The organism is Endozoicomonas sp. SESOKO1, assembly GCF_024606265.1.
Classification (GTDB): domain Bacteria; phylum Pseudomonadota; class Gammaproteobacteria; order Pseudomonadales; family Endozoicomonadaceae; genus Endozoicomonas.
On record NZ_JAHHPP010000126.1, the window covers coordinates 1 to 17881 of the forward strand.

Genomic DNA, 17881 nt, shown 5'->3' on the forward strand with positions numbered 1-17881 from the left:
GGCCGCGCAGAGTGCGTCACGGAGTTGTTGAACACCACAGGCATTGACGTCAATGCGAAAAATAACGATGGCTTTACAGCCCTGAACTGTGCTGCCACAAAAGGCCACGTAGCGTGCGTCAGGGCGTTATTGACCGCCAATGGCATCGACGTCAATGCTGTGTCTTACCTAGGCTGGTCGCCTCTGGCCTGTGCAGTTCTGGATGGACATGCAGAATGCATCACGGTGTTACTGACCGTTAAAGGCATTGACGTTAATGTGAAAGCGCCTTCAGGCTATACGCCCCTGCACTGTGCTGTCGCAGAAGGCCGCACAGAGTGCACCAGGGCATTACTGACCGCCGACGGCATTGACGTCAATGCCAAGTCTGCCGATGGCTTGACGCCCCTGACCTGCGCTGCCAAATACGGCCATGCAGACTGCATCACGGAGTTATTGACCGCCAAAGGCATTAACGTCAATGTGAAAACGCCTTCAGGCTTTACGCCCCTGCACTGGGCTGCCATAAAAGGTCAGGCAGAGTGCATCTCAGCGTTATTGACCGACGACAGCATTGACGTCAATGTGACGTCTGACGATGGCTGGACGCCCCTGAGCTGCGCTGCCAAATATGGCTATACAGACTGCATCATGGTGTTATTGAACGCCGAAGGCATTGACGTCAATATGGAAATGGCCGGGGGCTTTACGCCCCTGCATTGGGCCGCCAGAAGCGGCAACGCAAAATGCGTCGCGGTGTTATTGACCGCCAAAGGCATTGACGTCAATGCGAAAACACCTGCGACGCCCCTGCACTGGGCTGCCAGAAACGGCCATACAGATTGCGTCACGGTGTTATTGACCGCCGACGGCATTAACGTCAATATGGAAATGGCCGGGGGCTTTACGCCCCTGCACTGCGCTGCCCAATCTGGCCAGGCAGGGTGCATCAGAGCGTTACTGAAAGCTCACGGCATTGACATCAGTTTAAAAACTAACGATGGCTTGACGCCCCGGGACACCGCTCGCGAAAATGGCCATGCAGAGTGCGAAAGACTGCTGATTCCACTTTTTCCTGATTCTGTTCCAGATCCGGGACTCGGCTCTGGTAATTGGTCAGGTAATTGATCAGCTGGAAGTATTTCAATCATGTACCGTTTTCTCGGCTATCAATCACAGAATACGAATACCCACAAAAAATCAGGAAAATAGGTCTTTTCCGGGGTGGATAATTAATATCTATCAGGAAATAATGCATAATAAACCGGAATCGAGTACAACCAACAGCTGTCTGACTCAGCGACTGCGACGTGTACCTCCACCGCCAGAAGGCTGTCCGAGAATAGACTGCCAACATTTCTGACTCATTTATTAGCTGAGGAGGAAATCTGAACTTTTTGAATCATACTTTTGTGCATGGCTGAGTTTGAGGAGCCCAGAGCTTGTTATGAAGCAGTTTACAGCCGTAAGAAAGAAAGAAACCAGCCTGCGTCACTGGTTAACCTTTTTAATTCCATCACTGACTGGCCTGTTGCTGTTTGTCACTCCGGTGAGTCTCAATGGTGAATTCACCATTCCTGTAGCCCTTCTGGCCGGCGGGTTAAAAGCACTTATCAACGAACAGCTAACCACCATCATTACCGTTATTGTGTGTTTTACCGGGCTGGTAACCATTATTACCAAGCTATTCCAGCCCCAATCAATCATGACGCGGCCTTTTTTTGCCTCGCTGTTTGATATCCCACCACTGTGGTGCCTGGTCAGGGTTGCCGGGATGGTTTTTGTTCTTTCCAGCTTTTTCAAGGTCGGCCCGGAAGCCGTCTGGTCAGGAGCCACTGGCGGCATGGTTTTGAATGACCTGATGCCGACACTGTTTTCAGTTTTCATCTTTGCCGGACTTTTGCTGCCACTGTTAATGAACTTTGGTTTACTGGAGCTGCTGGGAACATTGATGACACGCATAATGAGGCCGGTCTTCAACCTGCCCGGCCGTTCGGCTATTGACTGTATTGCCTCATGGCTGGGTGATGGCAGCGTCGGTATCCTGATGACCAGCAAGCAGTATGAAACCTCCTATTACACTCAGCGTGAAGCTGCGGTGATCGGCACTACTTTCTCAGTGGTTTCAATTACGTTTTCACTGGTGGTTATTGCCCAGGTTGGTCTGGATCACCTGTTTACCCAGTTCTACCTTACCGTCTGCTTTGCCGGACTGGTGGCGGCTCTTATCGTCCCCAAGCTTCCCCCCCTTTCCAGGAAAAAAGACGTGTTCATCTGCGGAAAAACCCGCAATGATGATGATGAAATGATTCCTCCGGGTGCCAGTGCTTTTGCCTGGGGACTGCAGCAGGCACTGGAGAAAGCAGGAAAAATCAATAACCCGATACAGGTCATTCAGGATGGCGGGAAAAACGCCATTGATATGGTGTTTGGTGTACTGCCGGTAGTGATGGGCATAGGTACCATTGCACTGATCATTGCCGAATATACCCTGGTCTTCCAGTACCTGGGAATGCCTTTTCTGCCGTTGCTGGAGTGGTTGCAGATTCCTGAAGCCCAGGCGGCTTCAACGACCATGATGGTGGGATTCACCGATATGTTCGTGCCCTCTATCCTGGCCGCATCCATTGACAATGATATGACCCGGTTTGTTATTGCGGCATTATCACTGACTCAGCTGATTTACCTTTCCGAGGTGGGTGCCTTGCTATTGGGCAGCAAGATTCCGGTCACGTTGTTTGAGCTATTTATTATTTTTATTCTCAGAACACTGGTCACACTGCCCGTTATTGCAGCGATTGCTCACCTTATCTTCTGACATGCAATAAGTAGCCTCAGCTTCCTGAGGCTCATGTCCGCATCATCGAATCAATTTGGCGACATCACGAAACTGTGGTGCTTCGGCAGATTTCATTAATTCAAACAGTGCCATTTCAACGGTGGTCAGATCAGCTCCCAGGGCCGACATCTTATCAAGTGCCACCTCTTTGTTCTGTAATGTTCTTGATGAAACCGCATCAACCAGAACTTCTACCTCATAGCCTCCGGCGAGAAGATCCATCGCGGTCTGATAGACACAGATATGGGTCTCTATGCCAGCCAGCAAAACCTGTCTGCTACCTGCCTGCTCAAGTGCTGACATAAATGCAGGCTCGCCACAGGCACTGAATGAGGATTTTCTCACCGGGCCAACTTCAGACAGCTTATCAACCAGTTCGTCAGCCAATTCGGGAATGGTAGCTCCCAGCTTTTCCGGCATCTGCTCCAGCCAGAGAATCGGGATATCGAGCAGTTTAGCCCCTTTAACCATGGTCACAATATTACCAAAGAGTGACTCATGCTCATGCATTAAGTTAGCCAGCTTGCCCTGAATATCCACCACCACCAGCACCGTACGATCAATAGTTAACATACCTGTTCCCCCAGCACTAACCCCCAAAAAGCAGCATTTGCACAGCAAAGCTGCAAACAGGGTGTAAATAAATGATATTGTGCAAAAAACCTTGATCTGCGTCCATTTTCCAGCTTTCAACGTCAACAAAGCTTAGAGCTAGATAATCACTGGAGCCAGCAGAAAGCCAAAAATCACAGAAAGCATGATACAGATCACTCCCGGAACAAAGGATGATTGAACCCAGGAATTAAAACTCGTTTGGGGGAGGAAACTTGATACTGTGCATAGTATCTTCAATGTCAGACTCCCACATTGTGGGAAAAACCCAGGATGTCAGAAAGACAGCGGCGATCAGGCTGGCTGTTGGCGGGAAATAATCAGTAATGCCAAACTGACCCATCAGCAGATAAGAAACGGAAGGGGCACCAATAAATGCCAGCCCGGGTACTAACCAGGAAAACAGTCTGCGGGTCGTATAGGCAATCACCTCACTTTTAGAGCGAACGGACGCCTCAGCTGCCAGGCAAAGGTTTTCGGTGTAAACCCGGAATGTTGTTACATTCGGAACCTGTTTGATCACTTTCTTACGAACTGTTCTGGTTCTTTCCCTGGGAACCATTCTCCCTCCCCGTACACCCCATTCATAAGTCTCAGGGTGTTCATAATAAATTTCGCTTTCATCTTCTTCTTCAATAACCTCGATATCTTTGGTTCCACCTTCATGCAGCATCACTTCACAGTAATTCCATGCGACAGGAACAGGTCCCATTGAAAAATACCCCTTTCGGTCAACCCTGACAATCTGACCACTTCTGAACGCACTTCGCCTGGATATTGTTTTATTCCAGTGATGGAGGAAAGTTCGGTCAGATTCTTCATACCGACCTGTTCGTTTAAAAAAATCAGTATCTTCAAACTCGATAATATGATGAACGTCGGTGATCAGCTCCTTCGTTGCATAATAGAAATGGTAAATTGACGAAAACAATGAATTTTCTTCATCCCATATCTCCAGCCTCGGCATGAAGGGCTTGACTACATCAATAACAACCAGTTCATTTTTGTGATTCTCTGAAATTCTGGTTCCAACCTCACCGGTCTCTGCCCCAAGACGTTCCACCAGAACGGGATGATTATGATATTTACTGTCTATAACACCCGGGCTTCGTACCTCGGAGCCCAGCTTAAAATCAGCAACGACATTCTTAACAATCCAGCCATAAGGCGCGCCCGCAATAGCATAAGGCCAGTTGGTTGTCCCTGTATCTTCATTAAGCACATTATCAAAGGTACCGAGCATTACACTGTCCATATACCTCATATAGTGTTTGCCACGACGAACCGGGTCTATGATGTGGTGATTGAAAATATCCTGATACTCTCCTGTAAAGTTGGCAAAAGGAATGATCAGCGGTTCCATTACCATGTCATTAAACAGATAGCTGCTATTTTCGACAATCTCATTGAACAGAGAGGATGCAGTCTTATCTTTAGTCTTAACCAGATCCTTGTAATACTCATAAGTATTCGAAGCGGCATTAACGGGTAACATACTGAACAAAAAAACAATAAAAAAAGAGAAATCATGAACAACTCGATACTGTTTCATCATAAAACCCGGGAAGCACATTATTCTTTTCAGGCTCTTCATCATTCAATGATATAAAGGCGTATTCATATTAAAAAAAGATAAAATAATGCAATCAAATAACAGCGATATAATTCACAACAATCATCAGCGCTTATATGACAACTGACACGTAAATTTGTTCCATAAAAAAGAAATGCTGTTAGAATATCCTGCCACATTTAATAACAAGGCAAGCGGTCGATGGAAGCCAGCAATCTTACCCCGGCTCATATCCCGGCTCTTACCCCGGCTCCGGTATGGAGAAGAGCTGCGGCCATGCTGTACGATTCCCTGTTAATCCTGGCCCTTTTGTTTGTGGCCGGTTTTCTCAATCTGTTCATCCAGATTCAGGTTTTTGGCGATGAGCAGCTTAAAACGATGACCGAAGAGGGTTACAATCTCGGGGGTCCTTTTTTCTATGCCGCCCTGATGGTCATCGTTTACGGTTTTTTTGGCCTTTTCTGGACCCGCTCAGGACAAACCCCTGGCATGCAGGCCTGGAGAATAAAAGTGGTCAACAATGACAATCATTTGATCAGCCCACGGCAAAGCATTATCCGTTTTCTGATTGCCATTCCCTCACTGTCGCTTGCCGGTATCGGTTTTCTCTGGGCTGTCATCGATCAGCAGCGGCGAAGCTGGCAGGATCTGGCATCATCATCCAGAGTCATTCTTCTGGAAAAACCCGCAAAGACAACCTGACCAAACGACAATGGTTACACTGCCAGCATTAACTCACAGCCATGCCCACTGCTGACAAATAAGAATATACCGAAACATTTGACGAGTGTCGTGTTTACTGCCCACTTATGCCGCACGTCTTAACATTATCGCCCCGGCCAGCAGACAGATGGTGATCGGGATCAATACCGATAATACCGGCGGAAACCCGAATACCAGACTGGATGGTCCCATCAGGTTCTGGACAATCATGAAGACAATGCCGGTGATCACCCCGGAGAAAATGCGAAACCCCATACTGACCGAACGCAAGGGGCCAAAGACAAAGGAAATGCCCACAATAACCAGGGAGAGTATGGATAACGGCTGAAGCAGCTTTGTCCACAATGCCAGATCATACTCTCCGGCATCCAGCCCCTGGGCTGCCAGGTACTGGGTATAAGTAAGCAGGCCGGAAATTGGCAATGCCTCAGGTTTCACCACCACTACTTTCAGAAGTGTTGTCGTCAAGGTGGTATCCCAGGGTTCAACAAGACGCTCCTCAGTAATAAACTGCTCATCCTGACGGCGCATGGTCGTGACATTCTCAAGCAGCCAGTGATCTCCCTGATAGATTCCCCGTTCGGCAAACGAGCTTTCCTGAAGCGTCATATCATCATCAAAAACATAGCGACTCACACCGTAAAGCACGCCGTTTGGTTCAACAGCATTGAAGTACATAAATTCATGGCCTTCACGGTGCCAGAAGCCTTCGCCGGTGTAAGTACCATCCGCAGAGCGGGCTATCGCCTTTCTGGTCTCGCCAACCTGCTCTGCCATGGGGGCAAGATATTCTCCAAGCAGCAATCCGGCAAGAATCATCACCAGGGTGGGCTTCATTACCGCCCCCAGAATGCGCCATAGTGAAACGCCAGCCGCCCTCATGACCACCAGCTCACTGTTTGACGCCATGGAGCCTAACCCTGCAAGGCAGCCGACCAGTGCTGAAACGGGAATCAGTTCATACAGTTTTTTGGGAATCATCAACAGGGTATAAATCAAGGCATCCAGCGACTGATAGTTGCCACTGACATCATCCAACTGCCCCAGAAAAGAAAACAGCGCCTCCAGAAATACCAGGATCAGCAGGACAATAATTGTTGCCCCCAGAACATTTCTGGATATGTAGCGATCCAGTTTACGCATTTCCAGCCCTCCGGCGTGCCAGCCAGAGTTTGCCCGGCTCAACAAGGTACAACATCAAGGCAACCAGCAGGAAGAGAGCATGAATTGGCCACAGGCCAATATCTGGCGGCAGTCGCCCATCCTCAATCGCACCCCGGCCACTCATGAGCAAGGCCAGATACAGCAGATACAACAATATTCCGGGCAACAGTTTGACGTAACGACCCTGCCTTGGATTAACCCGGGCAAGGGGCAATGCCATCAGTACAACAATCGGTATTAACAGTGGCAGAGAGATCCGCCATTGCAGCTCAGCACGATAACCCGGTGCGTCGGACTCCATAAGCTTCGCCGTTGGCAGTGCCTGCTCCTTGCTGATCTCTTCTCTGGAGTGGCGCTCTTCCATACGAAGACCGTAATGTTCAAACGCTATTTCCCGCAGCGGCAACGCGCCTGGCGTCAGATCATAGCGGTAGCCATCATCCAGTATCAGGTAGCGCTGCCCACCCTCTTTTGCATTGGCTTCAATGCTTGCCTTTTCCGCCAGAAGCAAGGTCATTGACCCCATGTTATTGCTATTCACGTTACGGTTGGCAATAAAAACCCGGTTCATCTGCTGATGGTCATCGGTCAATGACTCTGCGTAGGTCACGCGCTGCCAGCCAAACTTCTGGAAACGCCCCGAAACCAGGGTATCAAACTCGGTCAGGGAGTCCTGCTCGGCAAAAATTCGTTCAACTTTCTGTATTCCCCAGGGGGCAACCACCAGGCTTAGCAGCGCAACCAGCAGCATAACCCCGATCGCAGGCACCATCGTCATGCCTGCCAGTTGATTCTGGCTCAGGCCACAGGCGCTGAGCACCGTCATTTCGTTATCAACATACAACCTGCCATAGGCGAGAATAATGCCAAGAAAAAGCCCCAGGGGCATTATCATCACCAGAAACTCCGGGATCCGGTAGCCCATGATGGCAAACAGGAAGTCCGCTTTCAGCGTCCCGGTTGCGGCCTGTGCAAGGTAGTTTACAAAGCGTCCACTCATGATAATGAGCAATACAACAGACGTCACTGCTAACATAACCTGCAGCATCTGTCTGGACAGGTAACGAAATATGATTAAAGGCATGCCTTGGTGAAATTCACAAAATCAAAACGAACAATGGTTGAATTGGCTTAACCGTATTATTATCCATGAAATCGAATAACTTGTCCCCCTGGAGAGACTATGGAATTTGTTGTTAAGAGCGGCGCCGCAGAAAAGCAGAAAACTGCCTGCCTTATTATTGGCGTCCATAAGAAAACGCTTCCGTCCTCTGCGACGGCCATAGACTCAATAACTGAGGGGTATCTTGCCGAAGTACTCAAACGTGGGGACCTGGAGTTCAAGCCCGGCCACTCACTGATGCTCCTGCATAGCCACCATGTCCCCTTTGAGCGTCTGCTGCTGCTCGCCATGGGTGATAATGATAAGCCATTAACAGAAGCCGGATTTAAAAAACTGACCACCAACCTGGCCAGCCAGTTGAAATTGGTTAATGCCAGGGAAGCAACCATTGCCATCGAAGACATCGTCGTAGAAGGGAAATCACTTCACTGGATTACCCGTCAGGTGGTCGAAGCGGTTGAGTATGCGTTTTATCGGTTCAGTCAATTTAAAAACGACACCGGTAAAGACCCCTGTCTCAAGAAGGTCATATTACTGGCTGACCGTAAAAATGCCGAAGAAGTAAAAGCGGGCCTGACCCAGGGGCAGGCGATTGGCAACGGCCGGAATGTGGCCAGAACGCTGGGCAACCTGCCAGGCAATATCTGCCATCCAACCTATCTGGCCGATGAAGCCAAAGCCCTGGCAAAAAATCATGCCAAACTGACCACCAAAATCCTGAATGAAAAACAGATGTCTGACCTGGGCATGAGTTCCCTGCTCTCCGTCAGTGCCGGTTCCGAACAGGAAGCCCGGCTGATCTGCATGGAGTTCAAAAATGGCAAACGCAGTGCCAGGCCACTGGTTCTTCTGGGTAAAGGGATCACCTTTGATACCGGCGGCATCTCTCTGAAGCCCGGTGCATCCATGGATGAAATGAAGTTTGATATGTGCGGTGCCGCCAGCGTATTCGGTGTCATGAATGCCATCATTGAGCTGGACCTGCCCATCAATGTCATTGGCATGGTGGCCGCGGCAGAAAACATGCCCAGTGGCAAGGCGACCCGCCCGGGCGATATCGTAACCTCCATGTCCGGCAAGACCATTGAAATTCTCAACACTGACGCCGAAGGTCGACTGGTGCTTTGTGATGCCCTCACCTATGCAGAACGTTACAAGCCGGAAGCGGTGATCGACATTGCCACCCTTACCGGTGCCTGCGTCGTTGCCCTTGGTCATCATACCACCGGCCTGCTCAGTAATAATGAACCGCTGGCGGAAGAGCTGCTCGGTGCTTCCAGAGAAGCCATGGACCGGGCCTGGCAGCTGCCAATGGGCGAAGAGTACACCCGCCAGCTGGACAGCAATTTTGCCGACATGGCCAATATTGGCGGTCCTGCTGCAGGTACTATTACAGCGGCCTGTTTCCTGGCGAAGTTCGCCGAAGCCTATCCCTGGGCACATCTGGATATCGCCGGAACCGCCTGGCAGTCCGGTAAGGAAAAAGGAGCTACCGGCCGTCCGGTGCCGATGCTGGTTCAATACCTGCTGAATAAAATCTGATTTTTTACTCAGTAACGATTACAGGCCTTGATCGTTTCGATCAGGGCCTGTTTATTTGCCTTGATTAGTTTATGATTTCCACATGACCAGAGTGACTTTCTATCTTCTTGATAGCAATTTTGGCAGCAATCCTGAAAATAATGGGCAAAACCAACAGCAGTTTGCCTGCCGCCTTATCGACAAGGCATGGCGTGGCGGATTGCCCATGCATATCCATACGACGGATGAAAGTAGCTGCAAGTCCATGGATCAACTTCTCTGGTCATGGCGGGAGGATAGCTTTCTTCCCCACGGGATCATTTCACAGACCCAGGGCTGTACACCGGAACGTGTACTTTTGGCCAAGGAGTCTCCCATCACCCTGGGGTTTGACCATCCTGTCCTGGAGTCAAAGCGGTTGCTGATTAATCTCAGCCCCGATGTTCCTCCATTCTTCAAAGACTTTGCCCGCGTCTGTGAAATAGTGGTTCAGAACCCGGACCAGAAAGCGGTTTCCCGGGCCAAGTTCCGGGCCTATCGTCAGGCGGGTATTGAGCCAGAAGTACACAATATGTAGACCCGATCATCCATTGCCCGCTGATATCGCCCACCGATACCGTTCATCCATATGTTGTCTATCCTCTTTAACAAGAAAGCAGGCAGGCGTCGCTTTCAAATAACAATTCCCTAACCATTGAACGGTAAAATAATGATGAAAACATTGAACGCAATGCTGGCCAGTCTGGCACTGGCCATACCGGCCACCAGTCAGGCATTGGATATTTATGCTTTTGCCCGTGGCGGGGCTGCCTATACGGCGGTAAAGGGTACTGAGGCTGTCAATCCCTTCATTGCACTTCCTGCTGCACCCTCTGACAATAACCCTGCTACTTTTCAAGGCAGCATGGGGATTGCCAATCTGAATAACGATCACAGCGTTGCAGTTGGAGCATTCGGTGCCGGGTTTGTAGTTAACCCCAATTTCCGTCTGGAGCTTGAAGGGTCTTTTCAGAAAGAGTCTGATTATCAGATAGACGTATCTCTCGGTTGGCAGGCAGAATCTGGCCCATTCAAGACCACACTTCTTGGCACCGCGCATAACAGGATCAGTATTGAATCTGAAGTATACCTGCTGAAAGCTTATTACGATTTCCCCCTGAATAAGCATCTGGTGCCCTACGTTATGGCTGGCACAGGCTATGCGAAAAACAAGGCATCCGGTGTACAGAACTTTTCAGACAACGCCAACTGGAATGAAAAATGGGATGACCACAGCAGCAATGAAATGGCCTGGACAGTAGGTTTAGGACTTTCCTATATATTCAGCAAACACCTTGCCCTGGATCTTGGGGTAGAACATCGCAACCTGGGAGACTGGGAGCTGAAAAACATGCCGACTACCGGTGATGAGTCGATCAAGGGCAAGCTGGAATCCACCACCCTGCTGATGGGCCTGCGTTACCACTTCTGACTATCCCTCGATGGTATCCCTGCACAGGCAGCAGGCCCTGTGCAGCCCCCCCCCCTCTCTCAGGCACTCCCTCATAAGAACAGGCTGGGCAAATGGAAGACAAACTCCCGTCTATAATCATCGTGGCATGGTGAATTTCGGTCATCCCCGTAGTGCAATTTAAGAGGATTCCGCTAATATAGCGCGCTTTTTGGTACATCTGTCATAATCTTCAGGCAAAACACTGCCGGGAAGCGTATGATTGGGATGGCCCGAGCAGCCTGAGAATCTTCTGCTGGATGACAGAGGCGTTCTTACCGTAAACCATTTTCAAAATACAGTCCGCAGGTCCATCTCCGGCCTACGCACCGCTCCTGCGCTATCGTATAATAGCGGGCTGTCAGTCAGGCAAGGTTAGTAGTCAAATATGACGAGTTTCGTTTCTGGACAACGCTGGATAAGTGATACTGAGACCGAACAGGGCCTGGGCACAGTGCTCACCTTTGACAGTCGCATGGTCACCCTGCTGTTTCCTGCCACCGGGGAAACCCGGCTTTACTCCATAAACAACTGCCCGCTGACCCGCGTTGAGTTCAACCCCGGAGATCGTGTCGAAAGTCACGAGGGCTGGACCATACTGGTCTCCAAAGTAATTGAGAAAAACGGTCTGCTGACCTACTGCGGAACCCTGCCTGACGGGGAAACACGACAGTTGCCTGAAGCCGAGCTGGGCAACCATATTCGCTTCAACAAGCCACAGGACCGTATGCTGGCGGGTCAGATTGACCAGAACAGCAACTTTACCCTGCGTTTCAAGACGCTCCAGTATAACTACGGCCTGCGCAAGTCACCCATGCGCGGCCTGATTGGCCCACGCACCAGCCTGATTCCCCATCAACTGCATATTGCCCGTGAGGTTGCCCAGCGCCATGCGCCGCGGGTTATGCTGGCCGACGAAGTCGGTATGGGTAAAACCATTGAGGCCGGCCTGATACTGCATCAACAACTGATTACCGGTCGTGCCAGCCGTGCCCTGATTCTCCTGCCAGAAAGCCTGGTGCATCAATGGCTGGTGGAGATGCTGCGACGCTTCAATCTGCGTTTCAGTGTCTTTGACGAAGAGCGCTGCCGTCAGTCGCCGGATGAAAACCCGTTTAATACCGAACAGCTGATCATCTGCAGCATCGGCTTTCTCTGCCACCATGAAGATCGCCGCCAACAGGCACTGGCAGCGGACTTTGACCTGCTGATTGTGGATGAAGCCCACCATCTCATCTGGTCTGAACAAGAGACCAATGCCGAATACCAGTGTGTTGAAGCGCTCTCCCAACAGATTCCGGGACTGCTGCTGCTGACTGCCACACCGGAACAGATGGGTGCCAAGAGCCACTTTGCCCATTTACGCCTGCTGGACCCGGACCGCTTCCATGACCTTGCCGCCTTTGAAGCTGAAGAAAGCCGTTATGAGCCAGTGGCAGAAGCAGTTCAGGAACTCCTGAACGAAAATCAGCCGCTCCCTGCCCAGGCAAGGGAGCACCTGATCCGCTTCCTGGGAGAAGACAGCAAACCGTTGATAGACATCCTCGATCAGGATGACCAGAATCCGGTTAATGAAGAAACACGAAATACCGCCCGCACCCAGCTGCTGCGCCGCCTGCTGGATCGTCATGGTACCGGCCGCGTGATGTTTCGAAATACCCGGGCTGCCGTTGGCGGATTCTCTGGCCGTGCGGTTCAGGGCTACCCCCAGGTACTGCCTGAACTCTACGAAATTGCCCTGGAAGAAGAGTCCAACTACCGCCATAACCTCTATCCGGAGCTGGCTTACCAGGCTCAGATCCGGGTCGACGATATGGATCCCTGGTGGAAAGTCGATCCCCGGGTAGACTGGCTGATGAACCTGCTGAAACTGCTGAAGAAAGAGAAAGTGCTGGTGATCTGTGCCAATGCCAATACCGCATTGGACCTGGAAAATGCCCTGCGCATACTGTCCGGTATTCCGGCAGCGGTTTTCCACGAAAACATGAGCATTATCGAGCGGGATCGTGCTGCGGCCTTCTTTGCCGAAGAAGATCATGGCACCCAGATACTGGTTTGTTCAGAAATCGGCAGTGAAGGCCGTAACTTCCAGTTTGCCCATCACCTGGTGCTTTTTGATCTGCCCGGACATCCCGACCTTTTGGAACAGCGTATTGGCCGACTGGATCGTATTGGCCAGACGGAAGCCATCAAGATTCACGTGCCTTATCTGCTGGGCACCGGTCAGGAGGCGCTGTTTCACTGGTACGACCGGGGATTGAACGCCTTTGCCGATACCTGCCCTGCCGGCAGCATGGTGCAGATGCAACTGGGTGACGCGCTGTTACCTTATCTGCAACCGGGCAGCCAGGCCACCACAGAAGCCATGGAAACCCTGTTGAACCAGGCTGCCCGGCTGAACCGGCAACAGATGGAGCATCTTCATAAAGGCAGGGACCGACTGCTGGAGCTGAACTCCCGCGGCCTGATCTCCAATGAAGATATGATCAACGACATCGAAGAGCAGGAACAGCCAAGACAGCTCAAGCGGTATATGGAGAAGCTGTTCGAAGGCTTTGGGGTTGAGGCGGAAGACTATTCCAGACACTGCCTGGTAATTCGTCCCGGCAGTCATATGATCACCACCTTCCCCGGCCTTCTGGAAGATGGCATGACCGTCACCTTTGACCGGGACATGGCGCTGTCCAGAGAAGACATGCACTTCCTGACCTGGGAACATCCCATCGTCTGTGAAGGGATGGATATGGTACTGACCAGCGAGCTGGGTAATACCTCGGTCGCCCTGCTCAAAAACAAGGCCCTGAAGCCCGGCACCATGCTGCTAGAAGCGATCTACGTGGTGGAAACCAGCGCCGACCGGACCCTGCAGCTGGACCGCTATCTGCCAGCAACCCCGATTCGCTGTCTGATCGACCCGGGGTTCAATGACCTGTCCGAAAAAGTGGCGTTTGATACCCTGAACGCCCAGCTTCAACCTTTGAAACGGGGTGTTGCCAAGAAACTGGTGAATGCCCAGCGCGCACCCTTTCTGGCCATGCTGGATAAAGCCGAAGGGTATGCCAAAGACCGGGTACAGCCCATCGTTAATCAAGCCTGCCAGAATCTGCTAAGCGATGTCACCGAAGAGATCAAACGACTGGCGGCGCTTAAGGTCGTTAACCCGAATGTCCGCGGTGAAGAGATTGAATACCTGAAAAACAGGGCAGCCCTGGGACATCAGGCACTGCAGAAAGCGGTTCTTCGACTGGATGCCCTGCGGATTATGATTGCCGGTTGAGGTCGGTGACTCCTGATATATCAGGCCTTTCCTGCCCGCCAGATGGAAAGGCCCGACTCAGCCACCCCGGTTCCATTGAATCATGAGTACAAGGACTACTTTTTTAACAAGCTTTTTATTTTGTCGTTTAGGTCTGTTGAAATTTCATCAAAAGGTGCATCGGGGGTGAATTGGTAATAAGAAAATAACAGCTTCAGGGTTTTCTGGAAAACCAACACATTCCCACTGTTAATAAAATCTTTAAGAATTAATTCACTAAAATAGGACTGAGCATCTTGTCTATAAAAACCTTTATCCAAAAGATTTATTAAGCGACGAAACCTGCAATAATTGTTTTTTTCACAAGTCTGCAGCAGTTCTTCAAATTGATACAGAAGCTTAATTGCTTCTTCCTTACTTTTGGCATTGTAATTTGAGCTAAATGGATCAACAAGTAACGGATCGAGAATTCCTTCACAAAGGAGTTTAATCGATTTATGCCATGCTTCGAGATTGTTTTTTGCCTCATTTGCCCGATTTACAGGATCATCATAACAAACGGACCAGTTGTCAACGTCACATTCCCGACTATGCATGCAGAAGATAAACTTTCCGAAATTACCCAAAGAATTTGTACGATCTGGCAAGTAGTAATCTCTGGTAGCAGGGCTGGATTTGCTCAGTTCTAAACATTTACTAAAATCGGTTAATCTAGAGTTAAACCCAATTACCAAACTATTCAAATGATCAGGCAATTCAAAGCACTCGTATTTATCCAACAGTTTCCCCATTGGATTTATCGATACAGCCCTGGTCTCAGAGGAATTTTCAGCAAGGGTCAACGTTCGCTCATTCAAAGCTTTCTGGAATTCAGACATATCATCAGGAAATTCTGTACTTACGTACGTCAATATATTACGAATATATTCACTGCACTCTCTGCCTGGCAGAGAGTTGAGTTGTTGTTTAAAGTTGTCAAAAAGGCCTTTAGCAAATTCTGAGCTGTCAGGCGCAGACGGGGCCGGATAAGCACTGACAGGCCGAGCATGGTAAGCAATGGAAGTTACAGGAAACATGTTAGTCTTCTCATACTTTAATGAGTTAAAAGATATTCAGGGTTGACCATAAGTTGCAGTCAATGCCAGATTTTTCTCTCAGGAAAAGCCTGCCAATAATTTCCCTCAATTTTCCACTCTAACCACTTCGAACAAGCGGCAGCGCGAGATTTGGTCAGGCTCATTCAATACGGAGATTAGCAATCATTTCATTACGCCTTTTGACCAGTAGCCTGGCGATAAGTTTCACATCTCCATGCGGTCAGTCAAACTGACTATGTGACTCAACCAATTCCCTCGTGATCAGGTTGGGGATTTCCTCTACAAACTTTACGAGGACTTTCTTGCCGGGTGTATACCGCCTGATAAATTCAATCAATATATAGAACTAAAATACAATAATCTCGCTCTTGTCAAAGACGCAGCCGCACTGCCGTCAGCCGTGTTTGTTTCCAGTGTCACCAAATGCAATATTTTCTGATTGTAAAGAAATGTTGAGCGTTCATCCTGCCAAATAAATCGTTGAACCTGTGGATTAACCCGTTGTCAAAATCTTTATGTTTTTGATGACCTCTCTGGAGATCAATGATAAATAATCACCCTTTTGACCGTTCATATATCCGGTTTGATAACAACTTATCCTCCCCGCCAACTTTCCAGAAACATCACAGAGAAAGCTCCGGCAGGTGGTCTTTATACCGTGTAGCAAAAGTGACACTAACGGCTCTGGGGCTACTGTTTTCAACACAGCAACTCGCACACGCCAGCGAAAGAAAACAACTTTACCTGCAAAAGGACCCACAAAGTCGGAATATATCCCGCCCACCGGAATGTGATATCGAACCCTGGCTTACCAGCCCTCCGATAAACGTGGGTAATGCCAGCCCGGTCACCGACGTTTCCCTGCGACGCAATAACAATCACTTCGTTTTAACATATCCTGACAGTGATGAATCAGGGCAGGCAGATACTGATGATATATTACCCGACCTCAAGCACCTGTTTGATCAAACCTTCAACCACGTAATATCCAGTGCAACTCACGATAAAGGCCCTCACATAAAACCGAATCATCACAAAAACCCGAAAGAGCATAACGCCAGAACAGGAAGGCTCCAACAACTCTCATCCCAACCATTACCTCAAATATCGCCCTTCCCTCCCCCACACCTACCCCAATGCAATTTTACCACCTCCGAATACACCAGCCAGAACACCTTAATCGCGTCTGCACTGGATCTGCTCACCACCCGCCAGCCATCGCCCATCGTCGTTGCAGTTATTGATAGCGGCATTATTCCCCACAGGGCACTTAATGACCAACTGGTGCCGGGTTATGACTTTATCAGCGATCCGGAGTGTGCCGCGGATGGGGACGGTTATGACGACACCCCCACCGACGAGGGCGACTTCTCACAAGGCCCCCCCTGGCATGGTACAGAAATGGCCGGAATCATTGCCGGGACCTCCGTCAATAAAGACGGGATTTCGCCACTGCAAAATATCATCAAAATCCAACCCATACGGGCTTTGGGCCAACGAAGCCATTGCAACAAAGCAGAAACAGATGAAGACTTCATCAATGCGTTAAAATGGGCTGCCGGAATGCAGGTTGCCGATGTTCCCCTTAATACCAATCCCGCCAAAGTCATTAATCTGTCATTTGGCAAATATTCTGACTGTGCGCCGTTTGAGACGGTGTTCAAAGCGTTACACCAGAGAGAAATTACCGTTGTTGCAGCGGCTGGCAATTCGGCAATGCCAGCCAGCTATTTCTATTTTTCAAACTGCCCTCATGTCATCGCCGTTGGGGCACAGTTAACAGAATCCCTGTTGACCAGTTCTTCCAACTATGGCCCACCCATCGCCATTTCTGCCATTGTGGGTGAGGGAGTGACAACGACCAGCAATACTGGAAAGGCAACCCCATTGGCAGAGACATCAACCAAGTCGAATGGTACCAGTACTGCTGCCGCCCTTGTCTCTCAGGCCGCTGCCCTGATGCACTCGGTGAACAGCAGGCTGACGCCTGATGACATCCGGACAATACTGATCAACACCAGCCGTCCTTTTCAACCACATGTCGGGTGTTACATCGCTGATTCGATAACAACTGACACTGAATCCCCCGCTTTCCTGACCATAGGCATACCCAAACCATGTACCTACGCCGACTGTGGCAGTGGGCATCTTGATATAGGCAAAGCGGTAATGTTTGCCGCAGAAAAGGCCCTTGAACAATCGGGCAGTGAGTTCCAGGCAGATGACTTTCCAACGATCATGTTCAATGGATCATTAATCATCATCCTGTCAACCCTGACATTTGCCTTTTTACTGGTTAATGGCCCGAAGGAAAGACTGCAAACAATAGCGTATGGACCAAGGCAGATGTTCAGACCAGCCGAAGCAGGAGAAGGAGAAGGAGAAGGAGATGAAGAGGCAACCGGTAACTCTCTGACACTCCCCGCCCTATCGCACCCTAAGGGCATAAAGGCGAGGGTTCTTGATCGCTCAAGAACGTTTCTGTTTCACAGTTCGTTGCCCGGA

The 17881-nt window shown here is 49.9% G+C and carries 13 protein-coding genes; 8 read left to right on the top strand and 5 right to left on the bottom strand.

Translation table 11 applies throughout. The annotated features are described in order from the left end of the window. Positions 1-1107, top strand: a 1107-nt coding sequence (locus tag KDK13_RS06305; protein WP_257284126.1) for an ankyrin repeat domain-containing protein, incomplete at its 5' end; no start/stop codon positions are given. Between the two features lie 319 nt (positions 1108-1426). Beyond that, positions 1427-2797, top strand: coding sequence for a YjiH family protein (locus tag KDK13_RS06310; RefSeq protein ID WP_257284127.1), 1371 nt, complete (start codon positions 1427-1429; stop codon positions 2795-2797). 42 nt (positions 2798-2839) lie between these two features. Here the strand turns inward: KDK13_RS06310 and KDK13_RS06315 are convergent, their stop codons facing one another. Further along, entirely contained in the window at positions 2840-3391 is a 552-nt protein-coding gene (locus KDK13_RS06315) for a hydrolase (RefSeq protein ID WP_257284128.1), read from the bottom strand. A gap of 229 nt (positions 3392-3620) precedes the next feature. Next, positions 3621-4982, bottom strand: coding sequence for a hypothetical protein (locus KDK13_RS06320; RefSeq protein WP_257284129.1), 1362 nt, complete (start codon positions 4980-4982; stop codon positions 3621-3623). A 222-nt stretch (positions 4983-5204) separates the two neighbouring features. Here KDK13_RS06320 and KDK13_RS06325 point away from each other — a divergent pair, with 222 nt between their 5' ends. Further along, on the top strand, positions 5205-5705 hold the full coding sequence (locus tag KDK13_RS06325; RefSeq protein ID WP_257284130.1) for an RDD family protein: 501 nt from the start codon (positions 5205-5207) through the stop codon (positions 5703-5705). A gap of 105 nt (positions 5706-5810) precedes the next feature. On the opposite strand, the gene lptG is transcribed toward KDK13_RS06325, so the two are convergent. Together lptG and lptF are read right to left on the bottom strand one after the other, a co-directional pair. Beyond that, complete coding sequence (lptG, locus tag KDK13_RS06330) at positions 5811-6869, bottom strand: LPS export ABC transporter permease LptG (RefSeq protein ID WP_257284131.1); 1059 nt, start codon at positions 6867-6869, stop codon at positions 5811-5813. Further along, positions 6862-7974, bottom strand: coding sequence for an LPS export ABC transporter permease LptF (gene lptF / locus KDK13_RS06335; RefSeq protein WP_257284132.1), 1113 nt, complete (start codon positions 7972-7974; stop codon positions 6862-6864). Before lptF ends, lptG begins: the two co-directional genes overlap by 8 nt. Before the next feature lie 99 nt (positions 7975-8073). On the opposite strand from lptF, the gene KDK13_RS06340 reads away from it, so the two are divergent. From KDK13_RS06340 to rapA, 4 genes are all read left to right on the top strand, one after another. Next, the gene (locus KDK13_RS06340; protein WP_257284133.1) at positions 8074-9555 is read left to right on the top strand and encodes a leucyl aminopeptidase; all 1482 of its coding nucleotides are present in this window, start codon (positions 8074-8076) and stop codon (positions 9553-9555) included. An 82-nt stretch (positions 9556-9637) separates the two neighbouring features. Then, on the top strand, positions 9638-10111 hold the full coding sequence (locus KDK13_RS06345; protein ID WP_257284134.1) for a DNA polymerase III subunit chi: 474 nt from the start codon (positions 9638-9640) through the stop codon (positions 10109-10111). A gap of 132 nt (positions 10112-10243) precedes the next feature. Then, the gene (locus KDK13_RS06350) at positions 10244-11005 is read left to right on the top strand and encodes an outer membrane protein (protein WP_257284135.1); all 762 of its coding nucleotides are present in this window, start codon (positions 10244-10246) and stop codon (positions 11003-11005) included. Positions 11006-11411: 406 nt separating this feature from the next. Next, positions 11412-14300: an RNA polymerase-associated protein RapA gene (gene rapA / locus KDK13_RS06355; protein WP_257284136.1), complete on the top strand. Its 2889-nt coding sequence runs from the start codon at positions 11412-11414 to the stop codon at positions 14298-14300. Between the two features lie 95 nt (positions 14301-14395). On the opposite strand, the gene KDK13_RS06360 is transcribed toward rapA, so the two are convergent. Next, positions 14396-15355 (bottom strand): hypothetical protein, encoded by a 960-nt coding sequence (locus tag KDK13_RS06360; RefSeq protein WP_257284137.1) that lies wholly within the window; start codon positions 15353-15355, stop codon positions 14396-14398. 690 nt (positions 15356-16045) lie between these two features. Here KDK13_RS06360 and KDK13_RS06365 point away from each other — a divergent pair. Further along, positions 16046-17881: S8 family serine peptidase (locus KDK13_RS06365; protein WP_257284138.1), on the top strand; the 1836-nt coding region annotated here is incomplete at its 3' end.